We start from the raw sequence: 22,709 nt of genomic DNA on the forward strand, positions 1-22,709 counted from the left end.
CTTTTTCTCATAATTACTGTTTAAAGTTAATATTATTTTTACACTTTTAAACAGTTCGGTTTTAAGGGAAGCTTACAATTTTGTAAGCTTCCCTTAATTAGAACAATTCATTAGTTCAATATTATCATTTTTTAGGACTTTTTGTTATGGGATTTATTCCGTTTTGAAATGACAGAAAAATTAAACGTCTCCGTAAAAACTGCGGAAGGTCATATTTCAAGAGCTTTGAGTGTATGCATTAATTTTTAATACTGTTTTTATAATTCTTCTCTTTATTTAATAAAAAAACCGACGACAAATACTGTCGTCGGTTAAGGAACTAATTCGATCTTAAAAATTTCGTTTTTAAAATGAAAATCTTTTAAATACTTGCCTTGACCTCTCCACAAGTCAACATATTTTTAGGGTAATAAGGATTTTTAATTTCTTTAGTATTGCTAACCCATACGGCATTTGTCATCGGACAGACTTGCAAATATAGCATCACATCATTTGCCTTAAATTTATCTGCAATGCTCCAAAATTTAGAAGACAGTTTCTGAAAAATTTCTCGCTGTCTATTGATATTAGATTCAGACTGTATTTCTTTAGAAAGTTCTATAATTTCTTTCCTTGTTTTAGTAGCCTCATTCATTTGGGTTAAGTTTAATTTTTTAAACTTAAACTTATTAAGAGAATTCTCAAGAGCACTCGCATTTTTAAGTATAGATACATTATCTGAAACTACAAAACTACTTTTTAAACCTATATAATTATCTGTAATTTGCTTTTTCAGTTCTTCTCTCTTTTCAACCAAATCAGGTGTAACTTCTTGTTGGGAAGTTAACTGAGCATGTGCTATGTTGGTTACAAATATTAATACTATTATTAATTTTCTCATAGTGTTGTTTTATTGATTTTTGAAATGATTTTTTCAATCTCGATTAAAATATGTTCTAAATGGGATTTGTTAATCCCTTTCTCTCCTTTAATTAATTTATTAGCCGCTGCTTTAAGTTCTAAAAGATGTTGTTTTCCATATAAAACTACATCACTTCGCTGAGCTGTATTTAGAGCTTTTCCAGGAGTAGGGATTAATAACATTTCCATTTTTTCAATATAGCTACGCTGAAGACTTCTTCGGTAAAAATCAAATTTTTCATTTCCACTAAATTTAACCCAGACTGTTTCTTGCAAATCATTTAAAAACTCTGGAACAGTATAAGCATCATCATATTGAATGGATTTCTGACTCAAATTGTAAAGCATCCCAGAACTCAGCAACATTAATAAAACCTGATTTTGCTGATCTGAAATTTGGTCTGTTGTTTTCAATTCAATTAATTGACCTATTTCCTTCGGATACATCCATAATGGCGCCTCAAACAATTGTCTGCCTAGATAATCAATAGCGCTTTTTACTTTTTCTTTAGGTACTTCCTTAAAAACAACGCCACTTTGTTCTACTGTTTTCCTTGTTTCGTAATCGTTTCCAATGTATTTTAAAACATGATATAGGTATCTTTGGTATTGTTTTACAACCACTTTGTGCATATCCGAAAGGTTATTATAGGCATCATTAGGCTCATACGTCCAATCAATTAAATTCTCAACAACACGTTTTAGATTTTTAATCCCATAATCGCTTGCTAACACGGCATCATCACCAAGATCTTCCCTCTGGCTGCGTGGATCGGCATCCTTTCCTTCACCTCCAAACCATAATTTAGGGTTATTATCTAAAGTTTCGGTAGTCAATTTTAACAGCATTTGTTCTTCTTCAAAGGCATCTTTTGCGTTTGGATAAAAACTATACCCCCATTTCACAGCCCATTTATCGTAAACACCTATTCTAGGATATATTCCTTTTGGGCTAATATTATCTTCTGGTTGTGCCACATAATTAAAACGTGCATAATCCATTATAGAAACCGTATGTCCATTAGCTTCAACCCACTTTTTATCTCTAAGTTTTTCTACAGGTGTAGCATAACTAGCTCCCATATTATGTCGTAAACCTATGGTATGACCTATTTCGTGAGAAGAAACAAAACGAATTAACTGGCCCATTAACTCATCATCTAAACGCATTTTACGTGCTCTAGGATCTAATGGTCCAGCTTGAATCATATACCAGTTTTGCACTAATTTCATAACATTATGAAACCAGCCTACATGACTTTCAATAATTTCTCCACTTCGGGGATCACTAATTCGAGGTCCGTAAGCATTAGGTGTTTCGGAAGCATAATATCGAACAACCGAATAACGTGCATCTTCCAAGCTCATAGTAGGATCGTTTTCAGGCCATTCCTTTCCAATAATAGCATTTTTAAATCCGGCATCCTCAAAAGCTACCTGCCAATCGTTAATTCCTGCTATTAAATAGGGTCTCCATTTTTTTGGCGTGGCCGGATCGATATAATAAACAATTTGTTTCTTTGGTTCTACCAGCTCCCCTCTAAGATACTTTTCAATATCTTCATCCTTTGGTTCTAAACGATACCTCTGAACAATGAATTTTGATTCAGCTCGCTGTTGTTCATCTGAAAACAACACATATTTATTAGCAAAATATCCAACGCGTTGATCTAAAAACCGTTTACGCATTGCAACTTTTGGCAACAGCACAATAGATGTATTCAACCTTAGTGTAATGCTACCTAAACTAGATAAAGACTGTTTAAAGGTTTTAATCGTCTTAACTTCAACATTAATTGGGTATGTCTTAATATCTTCAATAAAAGACTTATCGGTTGCCAAAGATGATAGCTTATTATCTGTTTTCTCTTTGTCTGCTAATGAAAATACTGGATTATCCTTTTTAAAAGCGTCAGTTACTTCAATAACGATGTTTCCTGTTAAGGGATTAGTAGTCTTAATTGGAAAAGATTCTATAATGGGATTCTCATTACTTCCAGCTAATGCTTTAGCCAACATCGCATCTTCAGAACGTACATCCTGCTTATACTGCAAAGACCTTAGAAATACATTATTATTATTTCCTTTCTCGAAATAAATAGTTTGTTCATTAGCCTTTTCTCCTCCAAAACGCCCCATACCTTCAGGAGTTGACAGATATCTTGTTACCACCAACATATACCTATTAAATAAACTATCTGGTATTTGAAAGTATATTTTTTCGTCAACCTTACTCACTGAAAACAAACCTACCGTAGTGAGGGAATCGCTGCTTATAAGTTTACTGTAGGCTTCAACCCCTTTTTGTTGTGTGCTATCAGTCTTTTTGTTTTGGTCTGTTTGTTGAGCAGAAACATACTGCTGTCCTGAAATTATCAGGATTAGCAGTATGTAAACTAGTTTTTTTATCATAATTAAAATGGTACTGTTTCGTTTGTATTTAAAGTTAAATTTGGATTTTTCATTAAAGCAGATAATGGAAACGGTATAATATACAATCTAGAGTCTGGCTGTAAAACGTATGTTTCCTGAGGCACCGTTTGATTTACAATAGGAAATACTCTGGTTATTGTTTTAGCATACTCTGGTTCGTTATTTAATCGTTTAAGATCAAAGAAACGATGAAATCCAAAAAGCAACTCTTTTCTGCGCTCGTTAACCACAAGTTCCATTGTTTCTTTTCTGGTTGCCGGCACTTGTAAATCTGTTGTTTCTGAAAGAATACGTTTAGCTCGAAGCGTATTTAACACCCCAACTGCTTCGCTAAACTGATTGCTTCTTGCATAACACTCGGCAAGCATTAAATAAACCTCGGTAGTTTTCATTCCAACCGTTGGATTGAAAAATCTTGTATATCTCACGTTCCAATAAGCCGTATTAGATCCTGCATCTAAAAATGAGGTGGAAGTTGAATTGAAAAATAAATTAAAACGTGCATCATCTTCTCCAAATAATGTTTTTAGCTCCGGACTTATTATATAACTAAATGCGAAATTTAACTCATTATACCCCGTCATATACATATAACTAAGTACTTCTGGATTTTCTGGAGCTGTTACAGCAACCACACTTGGTCCGCCTTGTTCATTATAAGCCACCATATCAAATATTTCATCATTGTAAGTAAGAGACATTTCTGCAGCTTCCTTTGCTTCGGCAATTTCTCGCTTAAACAAATGCACTTTAGCTTTAAAAGCATAGGCAAAAGCCAAAGATGGGTGGTATACATCTAAAGGAATTTCCTGAATGTATGGTAAGGCATCTTCAATATCTTTCTGAATAAAATCATAGACCTGAGCTACGGTAGATTTTACTGGCTGTGCCTCTAAATCAAATTTATCCATAATACAAATACCTCCATCGGTAGCAGCGGTCTCCGGATCGTAAGCTTTGGCATAAGTATTTACCAATAAAAAATGATCGAAAGCGCGGTAAATTTTGGCTTCTGCTTTTGCTAATCGCTTGGTATAGTCATCACCATCACTATCATCAACAAGAGATATTATGGTATTCCATCTGTTGATATATGAATAGGCTTGATTATAGAAACTCGACGCTTTAAGCATTGAAACTCTATCGGCTGTTTCATCAAAGGTAAAATTGATAGTGTTAATATTAGGCGTCTGTCCTATAACATAAAACTCCCTTATCCACTGGTCATCGACCAAATATTGAAAGTTATTTATAGGATATCCTCGGTTTGGTAAAGAAACCATTTTATGAAAATCGGTTGCAGTTTCAATTACCAAAGAGCCCTTTGGTGTAATATCTGTATAATCTTCACATGACGTGATGAACAACAGTAGCATTGGAAATATAAATTTATATATATGTTTCATGATTTTTTAAATGTTAAGGTTAAGACCTAGCAAAAAGGTTTTTGGTAATGGTATGCTTCGTGTTCCTGAATTTGAGGCATAAACTTCTGGATCTATTCGATCTCCTGCCGCACTCCAATACCAAAGGTTATTTACCTGGAAAGTGAATTTTGCCGATGAAAATTTGATTTTCTTCGCAAAAGATTCCGGTAAATTATATCCTAATGAAATGTTTCGTAGTTTTATATAATCGCCATCAATTACATTAACATCGCTATTTCTCCACTGACTACTTATGGTACCTGCATAGTTTCTAACACTTTCATCAAAATCAACATACAAACGCGTATTACCATTTTGTTGTAAATCTGTATAACGATTAACAATATCTTGGTCGTTAACATCATCAGAACTCATATCGATAACATCTTTTCTCATGACGTTACCACCTGAAAACACGAACAACATATTTAATTCAAATTGTTTAAATGAAAAACGCTGAGAGAAAGATCCCGTATATGTTGGCATTAAACTTCCCTTGTTTACAAGTGCATCAGTGCTAGTAATGGTTTTTATCGTATTAGACAAAGGATTTCCGTCTTCATCGAAAGTGATAGAAGGCTCCCCATTTTCATCTAATACATAAGGATATCCATTGGTAATCCCGCCATATTTATAAGCATATAAACTATTGTATATCTCTCCTTCTAAGAAATAATTAGTTGGAGAACTTACATATACTGAAGCATTAGACAGCTCTCTGGTTACCTTATCAACAGTGGTTTTATTAAAGGCTAAAACTAAATTTGAACCCATTTTAAAGTCACCTTTATTGTACCAATCTGAACCTATACTAAACTCTACTCCTTTGTTAAGTAAGGCTCCTGCATTTATTCTTCTGGTTAACGCTCCTACCGTTGGATCTAAATCGGTTGTTGCCAGTAAATCTGAACTATATTTTCTATAAACATCAATACTTCCTCTTAACTTACTTTGCAACACACTAAAATCTAATCCTAAATTTGAAGTGGCTGTTTTCTCCCATCTTAACATTGGGTTTGGTTGTGAAGTAATGTTAATGTACTGTAAAGACTGATAAAGTCTATCATTTCGCCAAGTTGCCGTAACATAAGGTGTTGTTGTTTGGTCTACGTTACCGCTTACTCCGTGTGTTGCTCTTAATTTTAAGGCATTTACCCAACTTACCGATTTCATAAAATCTTCATTAGTAATATTCCAACCTAATCCGGCAGACCATAAGGGACGATTTTTATACTTTGAATCAACACCAAATAAATCTGCTCTATCAACACGATAGCTTCCTGTAACATTATATTTGTTTAAATACGTATAATTTAAGTTACTATAAACAGAAAAATAACGGTGTAATATTTCTTCCTGATTCCTTGATGGAGCAGATAATGTTTTGTTACGTCCGTATATATAACTATCAACCCCTGTTTGACTCAGATCTAAAGTATTTATTGTGGCAGAACTTAGTGTTACCGGATCATATCCATAACGTAAGCTTTCAATACTTCTAGGCACAGAAGTTTCTCTCATTTCAAAACCTGCAATAGCACTAATAAAATGCTTTCCTTCTCCAAAATCCTGGCTATAATCTAATTGATTTCTGAAAGAATAATTGCTGGCCTGACGACTTGACTGTTGGTAACGACCTCCTTCAGAAAAACCATCTAAATAAGTATAAGAATCTGTATCTGGATTATACCCTGTTAACGTATTTATAGCGTAGCGCATTTTATATGAGTCTGCATCATAATACTGATCGCTATTGGTTCTGGCGGTTTCGTATTGAAACTGAGAACTTACACTAAGTCCCTTCCATAATTTTGCTCTTAACTTTGCAAAAGCTCTTAAATTTAAAGAGTTCCTGTGCGTAATTCCTTCCTGAAGCGATTCCAAAACATTAAAAGTCACAGGATTAAAACCACTTAAACCTGCAATTTGAGATGCTACTAAAGGGTTTAAAACACCACTTGAAGTAAACCCGTCGCTAATACCTACAAATGGCGAAACAACAAGATTTCCATTGTTGTCGGTAATACGTTCATAGCGTTTTTGAATATTGAAATCATCATAGCTGGAATCTGTAATATCGGCATTTCTAATAGTTCCATTAATTCCAACTGTTGCATCTAACCAGTTATTTAGCTGATAACTGCTTTTTGCGTAAAGGTTGAACGATTGGTCTGTATTATACTTTACTCGATTATCAGACTGGTCGTAGTTAAATGATACATACGTATTTTGCTTATTTGAACTTCCTGAAAAAGACACATTGTAACGTTGTCTGAATTCATTTTGCCATACATTTTTACGATAATCATTCAAATAATCATTATTTCTCCATTCAGCAATTGTAGTATCGTAATCTAGTTGAGAAAGATTTCCATCTTCTAAATCTCTGTTTAACTGATACAAAGGGCTGTAATATTTAATATTACTACTACCAATTGCCCCATAACCATCAAACATACTAGAAATATCATTGTACCTGTTACGTTCTCTCTCATAAACAGCTTGCTCGAAGTCAATTAAATCGCTGGTTGAAGCATAATTTAAATCCTTAAGTTTGGACTTAGTTGAAATAAAAAAATCTGTATTTACACTTACTTTTAAATTACCTTTTCCTTTTTTAGTGGTTAAGACAATAATTCCATTTGCAGCTCTTGACCCGTATATAGAGGCTGCAGCGGCATCCTTAAGAACATTCACACTTTCTATATCGTAGGGATTAATCTCATCTAATGTTAATTCTGTAGGTAAGCCGTCAATAACAATAAGAGGGCTATACCCTACCTGCAGTGATGAAAAGGTACCTATACCTCTTAAAATAGGGGTATCTGAAGATGCCCCATACGGATTCTTTTGATACATTAAACCGGCAACTCGACCTTCAAGCGCCGTTAAAAGATCGGTGTTAATATTCTGGTTTAACGTTTTTTGATCAATTTTTGAAACAGATCCTGTTAAATGGCTACGGGTTATAGTTTTATATCCGGTTACAACAACTTCATCCATTTCTGTAACCTTTTCTTCTACAACCAGCGTTAATTGTGTTTCTCCATTAACAGGAAAAGACCTTTTTCCTATAGTTAATCCTGAACACTCAACTAGTCCATTTGAAGGTACATTTTCAATTGAAAAACGACCATCAAAATCACTTATACTAAACTTGTTTGTTCCTATTACATGGACGGTAACACCTGGAAAAGGCTCTTTATTAGTGTTCAAAACTATTCCCGTTACATTTATTAATTTAGCCGATAAATTATCAGATTTAGTAGACGTAACAACAATAGTTTTATTAGTAAGCGTATATTTTAAGTTTTGATTTTTAAAAACGGCATCTAAAGCTTCTTTTAAGTCGGTATTTTTAAAATTAAGCGTTACAGGTTTAAAATCTTTAAGCAATTTTTGTGTATAAAAAACCTCATAATCAGCTTGTTTTGCCAATTCCTTTAAAGCTTTTTCAAGAGAGACCTCATTAAAGTTTACAGTTACATTTTGAGCATAAACAAAACCACTCAAAAACAGCATAAAACTAAGGGTAAAACCTCTTAAATAATTAGATTCAATTACCCTAGGAAAACTCTTCCAGGGGTTTAATTTAGGTGTTTTACATTCTGAATTAAATTTCATACATTTACATGTGTTTTTAGTTAGACATTTGTGAAAAAAATATACTGGCTATAAACTTCTAACAACCAGAGGCAACGCGACTGCTTCTGGTTTTTTCATTAAAAACCAATATTACTGGTAAACTTCAGATTTAAGGGTACACAAAAATTGTATTCCCGCTTATCTCAAATTTTATATTACTCAGCTCAAGTACCTTTAATACTTCAGACAAATTTTTATTCATAAAAGTTCCGCCGTTAAACTTTAAATCAGGTATATCTCCTTTGTATTCCACCTGAATATTATACCAACGCTCCAACTGGTTCATAACCGTTTTCAAATCAGCATTATCGAACTTAAATCTTCCATCTTTCCAAGCTATTGTAGACTCTGCATCAACATTGTTTATCAATATATTCTCAGCATCTTCAGTAACGCTAGATTGTTGCCCCGGTTTTAAAATAGCTCTTTGATCTTTAAAGGAAACAGCGACACTTCCTTCTAGTAAGGTGGTTTTAACAAATGATTCATTGTTATAAGAATGCACATTAAAATGCGTTCCTAAAACTTCAATAGTCTGGTTTCTGGACTTTACAATAAATGGTTTATTCTTATCTTTTGAAACTTCAAAATATGCCTCTCCTTCCAATTCTACAATCCTTTTATCTTCATTGAATTGTGTTGGATATTTTATAGATGATACTGCATTTAAATACACTTTTGTGCCATCTGCAAGCACAACATTATACTGCCCTCCTATTGGTGTGGATAGCGTATTAAAAGCATTAAAGTTATTGTTATCGTTATTTAGTTTTGGGTTAACAACATACGTAATTAGTCCGTTAGGGTTCATCTGAATAGTGACTTCTTCATTGTCTCCGTCATTGACAATTGAATCATTAACTTCAACATCGGCCAAAACAATTTGCTTTCCATTTGATAGTGTTAGCACTCCTCTGTTTCCTCCTGGTGTTATTTCTTTGACATCTTCGGTAAGTTGAATTTCCGATTTGGTTGTTCCTCTAAAGTAATATAGACCTGTAGCCAACATTAAAGCAATTGATGCTGCTACGGCAACACGCTTCCAAAGATTAATTACCTTTGGTTCTTGTTTTATTGGTAGCTTAGCCCTTAAATACTTATAACTATTTTCCAATTGGTATTCATTTAGCCTCAATTTACTATTCGAAGCTTCAAATAAATACCATGCCTCCAACTTATCTTTATCTTCATCAGATAAAGTCCCGTTACGATAATTTTTAAGTAAGGTTAAAATTTCAGTTTCAGTCATAATTAAACATAGAATTTCCTACTGTTTAATAATAAGACAGACTAAATCAGGTTTTGTCATAGACAAAATCAAAAAAAATTAAAAAATTATTATTTTATTGTTAACTAAACTTTTTTTATCGAAGGTTTATGGTTCCCAGCCGAAACAAATAAAGAACTAAAATAGAGACAACTACATTTAAATTTTAAACATTAAAACAACCAAAAATGGGTTTATTTTCTCTTTTAATTTTTTTAATGCATTATACACCTGTTGTTTGGCAGTTTTATCAGAAATATTTAATTGATTGGCTATTTCATCATAAGACAACTCCTCTAGTTTCCTTAAAATGAAAATCTCGCGCATCTTTTGTGGAAGAGACTCTATTTCTTTAGCAATAATAATTTGTAACTCTTCTTCTCTTTGATTTAAATCTGCAAAGGCGTAGTCATTTTCCATAAAACCAGAAATAGAATCTGCATAGCGCAAAACAACCTTTTCATGAGCAATATGATTAAGTATTTTATTCTTGGTAGCTCTGTATAAATATGAAGACAAGGCTCCGGAAATATTCAAGTCTTTTCGTTTGTTCCAAATTGCTAAAAAAACGTCCTGAACAATATCGTTTGCCTCATCTTGATTTTGTAGAATTTTATATGCGTGGTTTATTAAAAGTTTACAATACCTATTAAAAATTTCTGTGTAAGCCTGCTGATCATCTTTACTGAGAAGATCTAGCAATTTAGCATCGGTGTATTTACCATATACAGACAAAGAGAGAATAGAATAAAATTAAGGTAACAATATTAAACATTTTTTTAATTACGACAAAAGATGACGACTCATGACTACAATATAATCTTATTCAAATATTTAGTCTATTTTATATTGTAGTCTATAAGTCTTATTCTCTGTAAAAATCATCTAAAAATTACAATTTGGCTCTATTGTACTGTGCGGGCCAGCTAATATCTTCTCCCAGCTCTGAAGCTGCTGTTAGGGGAAAATAAGGATTCCTTAAAAATTCTCTAGCTAACAAAATTATATCTGCATCTTCATTAACTAAAATATATTCGGCTTGTGCTGCATTTGTAATCATTCCAACAGTAGCTGTTAGCATACCCGTTTCCTTCTTAATTTTAGAAGCAAAAGGTGTTTGGTATCCTGGTCCAACAGGTATTTTTTGTTCGTGACTTAAACCTCCTGTTGTAACATCTACCACATCAACACCTTCATTTTTTAATATAGATGTTAGTCTTATTGCGTCATTAGTTTCCCATCCACCATTAACCCAATCTGTTGCCGGAATTCTAACAAATAAAGGGGATTCTTCTGGAAGTTCAGATTTTACTGCATTTACTACTTCAAGTAATAATCTAATACGATTTTCAAAGCTTCCGCCATAATCATCTTTCCTTTGGTTACTTAAAGGAGATAGAAACTGATGCAATAAATACCCATGTGAAGCATGAATCTCTATAATTTCAAATCCGCTTTGTAAAGCTCTTTTTGCTGCTGTCTTAAAATCATCGACTACTTTTTTTATTCCTTCAACAGATAACTCAATAGGTTGAGGATAGTTTTCAGAATAAGGTAAAGGAGATGGTGCCACAGGATTCCAACCTCCTGACTCAATGCTTACAGTGCCATAACCTTCGGTTGGCGCCATGGTACTTCCCTTTCTTCCTGAATGTGCCAATTGAATACCTGCCACACTACCATTTTCTTTAATAAAAGCTGTTATCTCTGATAACTTTTCAATATGCTCATCTTTCCAGATTCCTAAATCTTTAGGAGAAATTCGACCTTCTGGAGAGACCGCTGTAGCTTCAGCTATAATTAGTGAAGCACCTCCTACAGCTCTACTACCCAAATGCACAAGATGCCATTGGTTTGCAAAACCATCAATAGAAGTATATTGACACATAGGAGAAACCCCAATTCTATTTTTTAAAGTAATTCCTTTTATTTTTAAAGGACTAAACAATTTTGTCATAATCTATTCAATTTGATGAAATAAAAATACTAAACCAAATTGAATTGACAGTCTTGCTTTTTCTAGCTTATTTAGCAAATCAAGTTCTACTTTAGTTTTATATAATTCGGCTTCTTTATTAGGTGGATAGTATGGTAACCGAGAGCCATGCAAAGCGGACATAAGGAACCAGCCCAATTCTTCATATAAAATATTATCAAATAATTGATTAATGATGATTTAGATATACTCAATTTTTCCCGACGCAAGAGGTTCTCTATTTCCGTTATTTTGCTTTTATACGTAAACTTTATAATTTGAATAAGACTCATTCGTCAATCTTCCAATAATCTAATCAATCTGATCCTTAGTAGTTACCCTATCATTATATTTTCTTGCAATTGGCTTTTTCCCTTTAAACTGCTTCATATAAACCACAGCAAAGGTATTTGGCTGGTTCAAAATTCACTTTCCCATCAACCATTTCTCTAACTTCTGGTTTCTGTCTTCATTTTTTATCTATTGATTAAAAATTTCTGCTAAATCTTTATCCATATCGTCATCGGTACCGCCACCGCCACCGTAACGTCCAACAATTACCCCATTAGGGTCTACAAGTATTTTGGTTGGTAACGAATGAATATTATAAGCATCACTTATATCCTTGTCTTTATTTATACGTTGGTTAGTACCTTCTTTATATTCTAAACCTCTTAAAACATGGTGCCAAATACCTATTCCATCTTTTTCTACTGCTTTTTTCCATTTGTCATAAGCTCTATCATCATCAGACACCCCAAGAATTTCTAATCCTTGAGAATGATATTTGTTATATAAACTAATTAAATGCGGATTCCCTTTTCTACAAGGAACACACCACGATGCCCAAAAATCTATAAGTAAATATTTCCCTTTGAAATCAGCCAGTTTTAAAGAGTCTCCATTAATATCTACGGTTTCGAAATTCGCTGCTTTAGCTCCGGGTATTCCCTTTTGTAAATTGTCTACTTTTTGACTAATATCTTTTCCTAAGTCGGTTTTTAAATACTCTGGATTAAGCTGATCCAAAATAGCTTTAGCCTCGGCATATTTTAGTTTACTTATTTGAAATAAAAATGATTGAAAGCTCACAAAGGATTTTGGGTTATCCTTAATAAATTGTAAAGTGGCCTCACTTTGTTTTTCCCACATTGGCGCAAGTTTTCCTCTTGCTTCATCATCCTCATATTTAATAGCTTCCAGTTCTTCATCACTTGCACCTGCGTTCGACGCCTCCTGGTATTTTTTTCTCACGGCGTCAAAATGATTCTTCTCTTCTTTATAGTCTTCAGAGATTTTGTCTAAAATGGCTTGTAACATGTACTGATCGTCTTGGGTTTTAGAACCTGACAATTTAGCCTCTGAAAAACCTTCATAATCAATATTTAAAGTCATTTCCGTTGGCTCTACAAATATTGAAACGAATTCTCCTTGATTTGGTCGATTACTGTTTATTTTTGATAGATGTATAAGCTTTACGCTATCTTTAATATCATGCTCAATGACAAATGCACCATCTTCAACTTGAATGGTATCTATAGGCTGATTGATTAAATAAATTTCACCATTTTCCAGTCCTGTTATCGTTCCATTTATTCTATACCTACCATCTGCCAAAGGCTTTTCTTGCTTACATGCCAATACGGTTAAACATACGGCAACTATTATTAATAGTTTTTTCATTATTGATTTCGTTTTATTATTTAATTTCAAATGTCTCTTTAATACGATTTAATGCAGTAGCGTGTCTTCTATTTAGAACAGCTTATTGATTACTTTTTATATTTTCGATAGCCTTAGCTGTATGCAAAATGAACTCGTAAAGCAATCATTTACAGAATACTATTCAATAAATCTTCAACTTATATGTTATATAAACATATTAACAAAGGAATTGATTATAATGATAAAGTCCTTTCTTATTTTACTTAAGAAAAGACTTTATCTATGTCTCCAAAAACATTATCCAATCTGTAATTAAGAATGTTAATGAGAACTTACTTAAATTTTATACAAGGTATTTATCAACCCTATTTTAGGTCATAATTCCTTTTTAATCCTAAGAACTAATTAGCCTTATTCCTAAAAACAGGCTAGATAGGAATTAATCTACCTTATCTTCGATTTATTGGAGTTTATCGCTATACGTTTTCAATTTATTTTGATAATCCTCAACAGTACTAGATACAATAATACCAGTAAATCTATCTCCTTCTAAAGCATCTTTAGCTGCTTTTAAAGCTCTTTTTTGTTCTTCCACAGCTTGAGGGTAATTGCCTGCTAAAAAATAACATTTAGCTAAATAATCAATAATCATAGGGTTAGTTCCTTCCCTATATGCTGCTGGTTGGAACCAAATTGCCGCCTGTGCATAAGTATCTTTGGATAAACCCTCATAATCTGCAATGGTTTGTGCAATGTACATGGTATAACGAGAACCATCTTTAGCTACCCAATCTTTGGCAAATTCCATAGCATTATTTTCACTTATAAATTCCAAACGTGTTTTAAATTGCCTCATTCCTAGCGGATATGATTGTGATGGATCTTTGGCAACAACATCATTCATTAACTTACAGGCTTGTTCGTAATTTTCAGCAGCAATTGCATCATCTATTGGCTTCATTAATTTTTTATAAGCCTCTATTTTGTCTAAATTTTCCTTTTGACTTTTTAGATGTTCTTCTCGAGTACTATTCATATCATAAGTACCATTTTGAACTTCATTAATGATAGACTCTAAATCTTTAGGATGCCCTATCCAAATCAATTTACCCTTTTGAATTAAAAATGTTGATGGTATGCCCGTCACACCAGCCTTTATTAGCCATTCGTTGGACATAAATTGGTCATTATTATCAATAACCACATTGAAATCCATTTTTTCACCCAAGTCTTCTACAAACTTGGATACGGTTGGAATTACGGATTCGTATGGCTTATTTCCAATCTTTTCCCACACATTAACAGCTACAAAAGAAATTTTTCCTTCATATTTATGAGCTAATTCCGAAAGATGTGGCATCGCAGCAATACAAGGACCACACCAAGTCGCCCAAAACTCCATTACATAAAGTTTATCGTCTTTAAACTCAGTAATTGGTTCTCCTTTAACCCATTTTGAATATTTAATAGGAGGTGCCTGATTACCAATTTGAAGTAGATCATCCTGCGCGAAACCTGTTAAAGCTCCGTACAGAAAACACACCATGAAAGATATAGTTTTGATATTTATTTTAATTCTAACCATTTTTAGTATTTTGGTTGTTAATAATTTTTACCTAATGTTGGATTAAGTTGAGTTGCTTCCAACGGGAAAGGATAAATCCATAAAGAAGAATTTGGAGAAAGTGTATAGGTAACTCCTTCTAAGGTTCTACTGATTGTTATAGGATATTCTCCTTCTTTATTCCATCTTTTTATATCGAAATAACTTTTTCCAGAATATAAATACTCAATTCTAGCGGTCTTCTGAAGGTACCCCATTGCTTCTGAAGCATTAGCTGCTTGAAGAGGAGCATAAGGAGAAACACGACGAAGTCTTATTTCATTAATCCAATTCATTCCTTCTTCAACCTCATCAGTACGAATTAAACATTCTGCTTTAATAAGATATAAATCAGATGTTGTGATTCCCGCATTATTTTGTTGATATCCACCAGACCATTCAGGTATATCTGGAAGGTTTACAGCATTGCCTTCTTCATACACTTGAGTGCCCAAAGAATCCTTAAGTATATTACCAGCTTCATAAAATTCATTTACAATTTCATAACTAGGAGAAACTGAAAATGGCCAATTTCGCGCATAATAGGAATAAAATAAATTATCATCTGCTATAAGACCATTTGGACGAAGATTCGAAAAAGCAAGAGGATTACTAGAATATGATGATAGAAGAGGTCTATGATCCTCCAATACGTTATTATAGGTTAGAGCGACATTTACTGCATCTAAAGCTGACTCATAATCTCCAAGAGACATTAGAATTCTAGCTTTTACGGCATAGGCAAAACCTTTACCAACACGCATAGCATTAATTGGTGTTTCAGGAAGCGCATCCAACTCGATAGCAGAATCTATATCTGCCATAATATTATCATAAACTTCCTGAACAGAAAGTTTAGGGTTAATTTCATCTAAATCCAAATCCTTCACATAAGGTATTCCTCCATCCTCTGCTGCAGTAGACGGATCATAAGCCTTTGCATATATATTTACCAAATAATAATGTAAGAAAGCTCTAACAACATAGCCTTCCGCTTTTAAACTATTCAATTCATTTTGATTCCCTGATACTTGGTCAGAAAATGAAATAAGCGGATTAGCTGTTCCATTAATAATAGCATATAACCTTGAGTAAAGTTCTCCCGATTGATCTAATTGTTCTCTATCTATCGATTCATCATACGTTAGCTGGGTATAGTTTAAATCTTTACTATTCCCAGTAAGTATAAAAGGTATATCCCGAGATTGAGGATAATGATCGTTAATCAGAATAGATAACATTGTAAAATCAAATCCACTATATTGTTTGTTAGCTAATAATTCCAGATCACCTTGGGTTTGCACAATTTTTCTCCCTTTAGGCGTGAAATCCGTATAGGAATCACATGATGACAAAAGGACTATTGAGATACCCATTGCCAATTTAAATAATATATTTTTCATACGAGTAGTAATTAAAAGTTAGCATTAAGACCAAAAACATAGGATGTTAAAGGAGGTGCTCCTCCTGTTTCTACATCAATATGAACATCCTTTTGTCTCATCCACACTGTTCCTGGATTATTTAGCTGAAAATTAATTTTAACATTTTTTGCCTTTATTTTACTAGCAAAACTTTGAGGCAAACTATAACCTAATACAATATTTCTGATTTTAATAAAATCAGCAGGACGTACCCTGTAATCAGAAATTGGATAATTAAGCTGTGCTGCCCCTAAGAAAGAATAGTATTGCCCTCGGCCAGGCACCACTGTATCCGTATTATCTGGTGTCCAGCTATCTGCAATATATGATGGTGATCCAATTGGCACTGGTTCTCGAAGTATAAGCGGATTAATTGCTGGTTCAGCTCGAAGAACATGTCCTCCATAATACACAGCAAAAACACTAAGAGTTAATCCTTTAAAAGAAAAACTATTTGTTAACCCAATGGTTCTTACCGGTGCTAATACTCCTGAATACTCAAGGTTATCAACATCTCCATAAAGAGAATTAGAAGTCCTTTCTCCATCAGCATTAAACCACTGTGGTATACCATTTTCATCCATACCTGCAAAAGGAACAGAGAATAATGAACCAGGCGCATACCCAACTCGGAAACCATATCCATTTGATAAACTTTCATAACCTCCTATATCTCCATCTACATCAGTAACTTCTCCTTTATTATAGGTAAATACCATATTAGATGACCATGAAAATTCTTGAGGGCTTTTTGCTCTAAACCAATCATAGGTCAGTCCTACCTCAACTCCTTTATTAAGAACTTCGCCATTATTAAGTACTGATGATGTCCATCCTTCACTTGGATCTAAACGCCTTTGTGCTAATAAATCAGACCCAGCCTTTCTATAAACATCAATCGTTCCTCTTAAACTACTTTTAAAAAGACTAAATTCTAAACCTAAGTTTGTAGTAGCTGTTTTCTCCCATCTCAATTTATCATTTGGTGGATTAGGAATTGATGCATTTGGCAACTGTGTGTCCAAGTTGTTTCCACTCTGAATTACAAGTAAACTAGATGCGTTCATATCCACATTACCTGTAATACCGTATGAAGCTCTTAATTTAAGAAAATTAACAAAGTCAAGACTCTTCATAAAAGGTTCATTAGAAGCAATCCAGCCTGCCCCAACTGACCATAAAGGCTGACCTCTATATTTCTTATTCGAACCAAAAATATCAGCATAATCTTTTCGGATAGATCCAAATAAATTGTAATTTTTATTATAAGTATAAGTCAAATTACCATAACCTGAGGCAAAACGATGTTTAACTTCGCGATCTATATTTCCAGGCGAAATAGGTTGGGCATAAAAAAATGGACTCCAATAAGGTCTTAATTGAGACATAGAGATTGTTCTATAATCTATGTAGTTATTGACAGTCTGTAACTGGTCATCGTATCCATATTGAAAACTTGATCTGCCATAGCTCTTGGTTTGTCTGAATTCCATACCAGCAATAGCCTGAAAATCATGCTTTCCAAATGAACGGTTATAATTTACCTGACCTCTTGCTGTATAACTAGGGTTTCTTCTATTACTAAGGGCAAGTCTACCTCCTTCAGGTATTAAAGAATTAAAGACTGGTGTTCCTCCTGGCCCCATGCTAGGAACCGTATATTGATTTAACAATAGTCTCATTTGGTAACTATCTTGCTCAGAATAATTTTCTGTATCTGTAATAGAATTTTCGTATTGAAACATAGGATTAATTGTTAATCCAGGCAATACCTTTAATTTTAGTTTAAGAAAGTATCTACTGTTTAAAGTATTGGTATGATTAAAATTTCGTTCTAGTTCATCAAGATGATTATATGACAAACTTCTTAAATTAGGATCATTAGCTATAATTGAATTATTAGAATAAATGTTGAAATCATAGGTTCCGTATTGTGCTCTAGACCCATCTGCATTAAACATAGAAGAATAAACAGGAAACGTAAAAGGGTCTCTAGCATACCTATCGGCATGCGATTTAGAACGTCCCAAAATATTTGTAGCACCATAGTCAACATCCAACCAATCAGTCAAGTTAAAAGTACCTTTAAGAAACATATTAAAATCTCTATTGTACGAATTGATAACTCCCGTATTATCTGTTTTGTAATTTAAAACTAAATTTGTTTGGGAGCGTTTACCATCAGCCCGTATAGCTAAATTATACTGCTGTATCACCTGATTTTCTAAAGCATGATCCTTGAATTCCTTGTAAAAATCATTCTTTTTATATCCTTCTAACAATTCAGTTAATTGCGAATCACTCATTTCCGAAGGATTAGTAACATTCTGGTAGTAGGCATACTGAATGGGAGATACAGGTAAGCCATACCCCAGATAAAAAGTCTGAAATTGTGCTAGAGCATTAGGGCCTCCACCTCCATTAAAATACCAATCATAATATTCACTTTCCCATTCAACCTGCTCTTCTGCATTCAAAAGGTTTTTGTAACTATAATCCGGCTTGTCTAAAACAGTAGCATTTGTCGAAAAATCTACACTCAATCCTTTGCCTTTTTTTGCCCCCTTTGTGGTTATAACAATAACGCCATTGGTTGCTCTTGCTCCATATATCGCTGTTGCAGCTGCATCTTTTAATACGTTGACGCTTTCAATATCATAAGGATTCAAGTCTTCTACACTGCCTTCAATAGGAAAACCATCTACTACCACTAAAACATCTCTTCCGGCTCTAATTGTTCCAGTACCACGTATTGTTGTTCCATTTTGATAACGGATTAATCCCGGAACGGTTCCCTCCAATTTATCTATTACGTTTTCAAAATAACGACTTTCAAGTTCTTCTTCTTTCAAAGACACCACTGACCCTGTCATTTTTCGACTATCAACATCTTGATATCCTGAAGAAACTATTAATACTTCTTCTAATGCACTTACACTTTCTTTCAATACAATGTTGAAAATTGTTTTTTCAGAAGCTATCTGCTCTGAAAATAATTCGAAGCCCATTCCTGTTGCTACCAAATATTCACCAACAACAGCCTTTAAATTAAAATTTCCATCGAAGTCAGTAGATGTTCCTCTAATTATAAAATCTTTCTTAACCATCCCTTCTGTGGGTTGCACATTAGAGACATATACTGTAATACCAGGTAAAGGCATTCCATTCACATCAGAAATCGTTCCCGAAATAGAAACTTCCTGTTGAGTAGTAACCTTTTTAACTGCTATAGTATTATCGCTAGTTAATTCGAGGCTGTACGCTCCCTTACCCAAAACTTGTTCTAGTAATTTATTTGCTTCAATAGTTCCCTTTTTAACATCAATACTTGGGAAATCTTTAAAAATATCGGACTTATAAATAAAATTGTAATCAGTTTGTCTTCTTATTAAATCGAAGACTTCATTAATTGTTAAAGTTTTATCTGAATCTATTTGAACCTTTACATTTTGAGAAAAGATTTCAATGGGAGTAAAACTAAAAACTGAAGAACAAAACAATAATAAAAATGTTTTCATCATAATTCTTAGCACCTTTTTCCATCGATGGAAAAAATAGTTAGTTAAATTAATTTGCATAAATTTGTTAAGTTAGTTAGACGTTACGTTTAATTAAAAATTGATGGAAAGAGAGGTTTGTCTGGTGAGATATTCGAACCTCGATTTCCTTTTTTTTTTTAGTAGTTATTTAATATTAATCACTTTATTTTCTATTTCATAGGACATATTATTTGTTGTTTGTATTGAGTTTAAAATATCTTTTAAATTTTGAGTTTTTCTAAAGACCCCTGTAAAAGTCTCATATTTCATGTTTTCCTTATTAAATACTACTTCCACATCATACCAACGAGATAAGACCTTCATAATATTATCTAAAGGCATATCATTAAAATTAAACACCCCTTCCTTCCAAGACGTTGCCAAATAAGTGTCTATTTGATTTACAAAAACACCTGTTTCTCCAACTTTAACTAAGGCCTGATCATTTGGCTTTAATACGACTTGTTTACTACCACGGGAAATTAAAACTTCCCCTTCAACCAATGTTGTATAGATTTCATCATCACCTTTGTAAGCACTAATATTAAATTCTGTTCCTAACACTTCAACTTTCTGAACTTCTGAAATTACTTTAAAAACAGCACCTTGATGCTCAATACTAGGGGACACATCAAAATAAGCTTCTCCATAAATTAATTCAACATTTCTATCCTTTCCTTCTATAAAACTAACCGGATATTTAATCTGCGTATCTGAATTCATCCAAATTTTGGTACCGTCCGACAATTCAACAAAAAACTGTCCTCCTCTAGGCACTGTTAAATAATTATAAACCAGAGCATCTTTTTCTTGATTGTTTGATTTGTAAACAATTTTCTTTCCATTGCTCTCCATCTTATCATTACTTAATGGTTGCTCTTCTGTTAAGTCTACTACTGTACCATCTTCCAACGTTAAGGTTGCTTTATCACTTCCTATGATAATTTCATTATTATTAATTTGAAGATTATTCTGATTTTCATTTTGTACTACAAAATATAATCCGGCAGAAATGAATATTAAAATTGTAGCTGCATATCTTAATAAATTTCTTTTTACTCTGTATGAATCCTTTAACATTTGACCTTTTAACTTTAAAAAAGATTCTTCAGAATTAAATTTTTGCTTTGAATTGATAAAATGATTTACTTTTATGAATTCCTGAAAATATTCTAAATTACTGGGAGTTTGAATCCATTCCTTAAGTACTTGACATTCTCTAGGAGTAATCCTACGCTCTATTAATTTTATTAATAATATATTTACACGCTCTTGATCCACAATATTGATATTTTACAACAGGACGGATAAATAAAAAAATACCCTTGTTTTTAATTTATTTTTTTTTTCAATTTTGTAAATAAAAGACATAAATATCCCAATGGATAACAATAAATCTTTAAATATTATCTTAAAAAAACTCAAAAATGGTGATCAGGATATTTTTGAAAAAATATATCTGGAGTATCATGAAATACTCTGTATTTTTTTATTGAGTTACACGAATGACAAAAACCTAATAGAAGATATTGTTCATGATGTATTTATTAAATTATGGAATAAGCGAAAAACTGTAAATATCACGACATCAATAAAAAGCTATTTATACAGAAGCGCTTATAATAAATTTATTGACACACACCGTGAACAAAAAAAACAAACAGAGATGTTATCTTCCTATTATTACACGGCTGTAATGCAAGCCATTAATATTGATCATAGTAAAAAAGATGATATTGTAAACAAGCTGGATACCTGTATAAAAAGTCTACCTAAAAAGTGTAAAAACGTATTTATCAAGAATAAAATTGAAGGACAAAAATATCACCAAATTTCACAGGATTTAAATATTTCGCTAAAAACGGTAGAGGGTCATATAACTAAAGCATATAAACTTATTAAAGGTTGCCTTCAAATAAATAACTTTTAAATTATTTCTAATACTTTAGATTATTTTCTAAACCAAACCTATTTGTATTACACAAATAAAAAATACCCAATAATGGGAGCAACTACTTAAAGCCCCAATTAAAGTAATGTAAGCTTCCCCAGAATAGAACTGTTTAATTTTCTAAAGTTACCATAAAGTTATATTTTTTAATTGTAAGAGAACTAGTTCACTTACAATTAAGTTCTGCATATTTTTTAGGAGACATTTTACCTAAAACATTATGTGGTCTATAATGATTGTAATCATGCATCCATATTTGAGTTTGTCCTCTTACTTGATCTATATTTTCAAAAATATATCTATTAAGTACACCTCTTCTGTAAGAACCATTGAAGCGTTCAATAAAAGCATTCTGGGTAGGTTTTCCTGGTTGTATATATTGAAATATAATACCATGCATCTCATTCCATTCAGATGTAATATTGGCAATAAACTCAGGACCATTGTCCATGCGTATTTTTTCAGGCTTCCCTCGTTTGTTTACTAAATGGTTCAAAACCCAGACAATTCGGTTACTGGTTAAAGAAAAATCGATTTCAATATGCAATGCCTCTCTTTTGTAATCGTCAATAATATTAAAAGCCCTAAAACGCCTTTTATTTTCAAGCACATCAGTTACAAAATCCATACTCCAAGTATGATTAAGTGTTTCTGGGATATCTAAAGGTTCTTTTACTCTGGCTGGCAAACGTTTTTTAGCCTTACGTCTTAGAGATAATCCTAAAGCTTTATAAATACGGTGTACCCGTTTATGGTTCCAATAATAACCTTCTCCTTTTAATCGGTCAAAAGCTTTCCAAAACCCTTCTTCTGGGTGGGCTTCTGCCTTTTGAAGTAGTGCTTGTTCAATTTCTATATCATCCTTAGGCAAGGGCATATA

The 22,709-nt window shown here is 33.0% G+C and carries 14 protein-coding genes; 1 reads left to right on the forward strand and 13 read right to left on the reverse strand.

Annotated elements, in window-relative coordinates:
• Nucleotides 1–361 precede the first annotated feature (361 nt).
• From ICJ85_RS15600 to ICJ85_RS16715, 12 genes are all read right to left on the reverse strand, one after another.
• A complete protein-coding gene (locus tag ICJ85_RS15600; protein ID WP_188224734.1) occupies nt 362–880 on the reverse strand; it encodes a DUF3347 domain-containing protein in 519 nt (172 codons plus the stop codon).
• Entirely contained in the window at nt 877–3,312 is a 2,436-nt protein-coding gene (locus ICJ85_RS15605) for a zinc-dependent metalloprotease (protein WP_188224735.1), read from the reverse strand. The genes ICJ85_RS15600 and ICJ85_RS15605 overlap by 4 nt, the downstream gene beginning before the upstream one ends.
• A 2-nt stretch (nt 3,313–3,314) precedes the next feature.
• The gene (locus ICJ85_RS15610; protein WP_188224736.1) at nt 3,315–4,739 is read right to left on the reverse strand and encodes a RagB/SusD family nutrient uptake outer membrane protein; all 1,425 of its coding nucleotides are present in this window, start codon (nt 4,737–4,739) and stop codon (nt 3,315–3,317) included.
• A 6-nt stretch (nt 4,740–4,745) separates the two neighbouring features.
• Nucleotides 4,746–8,384 carry a SusC/RagA family TonB-linked outer membrane protein gene (locus tag ICJ85_RS15615; protein ID WP_188224737.1) on the reverse strand — a complete coding sequence of 1,213 codons (3,639 nt, stop codon included), beginning with the start codon at nt 8,382–8,384 and terminating at the stop codon, nt 4,746–4,748.
• Nucleotides 8,385–8,514: 130 nt separating this feature from the next.
• The gene (locus tag ICJ85_RS15620; RefSeq protein WP_188224738.1) at nt 8,515–9,654 is read right to left on the reverse strand and encodes a FecR family protein; all 1,140 of its coding nucleotides are present in this window, start codon (nt 9,652–9,654) and stop codon (nt 8,515–8,517) included.
• Between the two features lie 177 nt (nt 9,655–9,831).
• Nucleotides 9,832–10,374, reverse strand: coding sequence for an RNA polymerase sigma factor (locus ICJ85_RS15625; RefSeq protein WP_241739570.1), 543 nt, complete (start codon nt 10,372–10,374; stop codon nt 9,832–9,834).
• 190 nt (nt 10,375–10,564) lie between these two features.
• Nucleotides 10,565–11,629, reverse strand: coding sequence for an NADH:flavin oxidoreductase/NADH oxidase (locus tag ICJ85_RS15630; protein ID WP_188224740.1), 1,065 nt, complete (start codon nt 11,627–11,629; stop codon nt 10,565–10,567).
• 498 nt (nt 11,630–12,127) lie between these two features.
• A complete protein-coding gene (locus tag ICJ85_RS15635; protein ID WP_188224741.1) occupies nt 12,128–13,330 on the reverse strand; it encodes a TlpA disulfide reductase family protein in 1,203 nt (400 codons plus the stop codon).
• A 442-nt stretch (nt 13,331–13,772) separates the two neighbouring features.
• Nucleotides 13,773–14,858 carry a TlpA disulfide reductase family protein gene (locus ICJ85_RS15640; protein ID WP_188224742.1) on the reverse strand — a complete coding sequence of 362 codons (1,086 nt, stop codon included), beginning with the start codon at nt 14,856–14,858 and terminating at the stop codon, nt 13,773–13,775.
• Nucleotides 14,859–14,914: 56 nt separating this feature from the next.
• A complete protein-coding gene (locus ICJ85_RS15645; protein WP_188224743.1) occupies nt 14,915–16,318 on the reverse strand; it encodes a RagB/SusD family nutrient uptake outer membrane protein in 1,404 nt (467 codons plus the stop codon).
• A gap of 11 nt (nt 16,319–16,329) precedes the next feature.
• Nucleotides 16,330–19,860: a SusC/RagA family TonB-linked outer membrane protein gene (locus ICJ85_RS15650; RefSeq protein WP_188224744.1), complete on the reverse strand. Its 3,531-nt coding sequence runs from the start codon at nt 19,858–19,860 to the stop codon at nt 16,330–16,332.
• A gap of 162 nt (nt 19,861–20,022) precedes the next feature.
• Entirely contained in the window at nt 20,023–21,159 is a 1,137-nt protein-coding gene (locus ICJ85_RS16715) for a FecR family protein (protein ID WP_188224745.1), read from the reverse strand.
• A 100-nt stretch (nt 21,160–21,259) separates the two neighbouring features.
• On the opposite strand from ICJ85_RS16715, the gene ICJ85_RS15660 reads away from it, so the two are divergent.
• The gene (locus tag ICJ85_RS15660; protein ID WP_188224746.1) at nt 21,260–21,808 is read left to right on the forward strand and encodes an RNA polymerase sigma factor; all 549 of its coding nucleotides are present in this window, start codon (nt 21,260–21,262) and stop codon (nt 21,806–21,808) included.
• A 187-nt stretch (nt 21,809–21,995) separates the two neighbouring features.
• On the opposite strand, the gene ICJ85_RS15665 is transcribed toward ICJ85_RS15660, so the two are convergent.
• Nucleotides 21,996–22,709 (reverse strand): IS3 family transposase (locus ICJ85_RS15665; RefSeq protein WP_188224747.1); only part of this gene is annotated, 714 nt, incomplete at its 5' end.

Origin of the sequence: Aestuariibaculum marinum (assembly GCF_014596975.1) — a bacterium.
GTDB lineage: Bacteria > Bacteroidota > Bacteroidia > Flavobacteriales > Flavobacteriaceae > Aestuariibaculum > Aestuariibaculum marinum.

Bases quoted from the DNA above. Each gene is read 5' to 3' on its own strand.
- ICJ85_RS15600 (WP_188224734.1), bottom strand. From the start codon at position 880: ATGAGAAAATTAATAATAGTATTAATATTTGTAACCAACATAGCACAT.
- ICJ85_RS15605 (WP_188224735.1), bottom strand. From the start codon at position 3,312: ATGATAAAAAAACTAGTTTACATACTGCTAATCCTGATAATTTCAGGA.
- ICJ85_RS15610 (WP_188224736.1), bottom strand. From the start codon at position 4,739: ATGAAACATATATATAAATTTATATTTCCAATGCTACTGTTGTTCATC.
- ICJ85_RS15615 (WP_188224737.1), bottom strand. From the start codon at position 8,384: ATGAAATTTAATTCAGAATGTAAAACACCTAAATTAAACCCCTGGAAG.
- ICJ85_RS15620 (WP_188224738.1), bottom strand. From the start codon at position 9,654: ATGACTGAAACTGAAATTTTAACCTTACTTAAAAATTATCGTAACGGG.
- ICJ85_RS15630 (WP_188224740.1), bottom strand. From the start codon at position 11,629: ATGACAAAATTGTTTAGTCCTTTAAAAATAAAAGGAATTACTTTAAAA.
- ICJ85_RS15635 (WP_188224741.1), bottom strand. From the start codon at position 13,330: ATGAAAAAACTATTAATAATAGTTGCCGTATGTTTAACCGTATTGGCA.
- ICJ85_RS15640 (WP_188224742.1), bottom strand. From the start codon at position 14,858: ATGGTGTGTTTTCTGTACGGAGCTTTAACAGGTTTCGCGCAGGATGAT.
- ICJ85_RS15645 (WP_188224743.1), bottom strand. From the start codon at position 16,318: ATGAAAAATATATTATTTAAATTGGCAATGGGTATCTCAATAGTCCTT.
- ICJ85_RS15650 (WP_188224744.1), bottom strand. From the start codon at position 19,860: ATGATGAAAACATTTTTATTATTGTTTTGTTCTTCAGTTTTTAGTTTT.
- ICJ85_RS15660 (WP_188224746.1), top strand. From the start codon at position 21,260: ATGGATAACAATAAATCTTTAAATATTATCTTAAAAAAACTCAAAAAT.